Genomic DNA, 1,904 nt, shown 5'->3' with positions numbered 1-1,904 from the left:
GCGCTGCATGAGCATGCCCTTCTGGCGCGAGGACCTCTAAGGTCTTCAAGGACCCGTACAGGTCTTAATACATATATCTAGCTGCCATTAGATGTCTCTCATTGGGGCGGTGCGGGTATTCGCACCGCCCCAATCTTGTATGAGGAACGTCAACACGATTGGATGACTGCTTTTGTAAGGAGCTTGGCCATGGATATCAAGACAATCGGCGTTGAGGAATGGCTCAACGTTTGGGAGAAGAGCGCTACGTGGGATATCGCCCAGTCGACGATTTCCTCGCTGACCATGGGCGAGCTTCGCGCGCTTGACGAGCAGGACGGCGCCACGTTTTACGAGCGCCTGGACCGCGAGAAGATGAACTACGGCTGGATCGAGGGTTCGCCCGACTTTAAGGCCGAGGTCGCCAAACTGTATCGCCGCGAGGTCAATCCCGACCACATCCTGCAGACCAACGGCTGCACGGGTGCGAACTTCAACGCCATCATGGCCGTGGTCGAGCCCGGCGACCATGTGATTGCCGAGTGGCCTACCTATGCGCCGCTCTACGAGATTCCGCGCACGCTGGGCGCCGAGGTTGAGTACTGGGAGCTTCGCGAGGAGCTCGGCTGGAAGCCCGATATCGAACAGCTCAAGCGCCTCGTTCACCCCAATACCAAGCTCATCTGTATCAATAACGCATCGAACCCCATCGGTACGGTGCTTGATGCCGATACGCTCGGTCAGATTGCCGAGATTGCCCGTTCGGTGGGCGCCTACGTGCTGTGCGACGAGGTGTATCTGCCGCTCGAGAACACCGAGTCCTTTATGTCGATGGCTGACGTGTACGAGAAGGCCATTGTCACCAACTCGGTGTCCAAGACCTATTCGACGCCCGCGGCTCGCGTGGGCTGGGTCGTGGCCGACGAAGAGGTCTCCAACCGCATCCGCACCTATCGTGACTACACCATGATCTGCGGCGGCGTGTTCAACGACGCCCTGGCGACCTACGTGCTCGAGCACAAGGATAAGATCCTTGAGCGCAACCGTAAGATCGTGTTTGGCAACCGTGATATCGCTCAGGCATGGATCGATGCGCAGAGCCGCGTCTCTTGGACGGCGCCGCAGGGCGTATCCACCTCGTTTATCCAGCTGGATATTCCCGAGAACGATGAGGAGTTCTGCAAGCGCCTGCTGGCCGAGAGGGGAGTGCTGCTGGTTCCCGGCAGCCGCTTTGAGCTTCCCTGCGGCGCGCGTCTGGGCTACTGCGCGAGCGAAGACGTTCTTCGCGAGGGCCTGAGGCTTCTGGGCGAGGCGCTGGCGGAGTTTGATCGCTAGGATTCCGACGGCTCTCAAACCCACTCAAATCTGTCTACGATTATCGATAACAGACCCGTTTCCCATGAGGGGAGCGGGTCTGTTTTTCTATACCGAGAAGTCAAGTTGTTACAAATGAGGCCGTAAGGCGAGCCGGTGTTCGTTGGGCCTTATACTGAACTTCCGGTGAACGGTACCAAGCGTCTGGTAAACGGTAATATCCATACCAGAAATGAATAGGACAAACTTTTTTCTGAATAAAAATGAAAATGGTTGAGACGCGGTATGAATCGTTAATTCTATTCATAGCTTTATTAGAAATATGCAATTTGAGGGTGGTTTAATAAAGTTAAGTTCCATTTGCTATTTGTTTTGAAAAAGCATTTAGGCACGTAAATAAACTTTATTAAATCAAAGTGTGCCATGCGTGAAGTATATGTGTATGCCGTTCACCCCCTATAAAAAACCGTTCGGGGGCAAGGTGGAAGTATGGGCTGATTTTGGATATAAATATGTCGTCAGCAATAACGCCTCACACGGAGGGGCGCTAACGAATCGGCCCAGACAAAGGGCCCGAAAGAAAGGTAGGAGGCCATGACGAAAGGTCTGCA

At 54.4% G+C, this 1,904-nt stretch carries 1 protein-coding gene; it reads left to right on the top strand.

What is annotated here, in order from left to right:
• Positions 1-189 precede the first annotated feature (189 nt).
• Complete coding sequence (locus DW661_RS09965; RefSeq protein WP_118935479.1) at positions 190-1,314, top strand: aminotransferase; 1,125 nt, start codon at positions 190-192, stop codon at positions 1,312-1,314.
• Positions 1,315-1,904 lie beyond the last annotated feature (590 nt).

This window comes from Collinsella sp. AM24-1, from assembly GCF_003470325.1.
In the GTDB taxonomy this organism is placed as follows: Bacteria; Actinomycetota; Coriobacteriia; order Coriobacteriales; family Coriobacteriaceae; genus Collinsella.
This window is presented reverse-complemented; position numbering and strand designations above follow the sequence as displayed.

Coding starts and splice junctions, on each gene's coding strand:
- DW661_RS09965 (WP_118935479.1), top strand. CDS start 190: ATGGATATCAAGACAATCGGCGTTGAGGAATGGCTCAACGTTTGGGAG.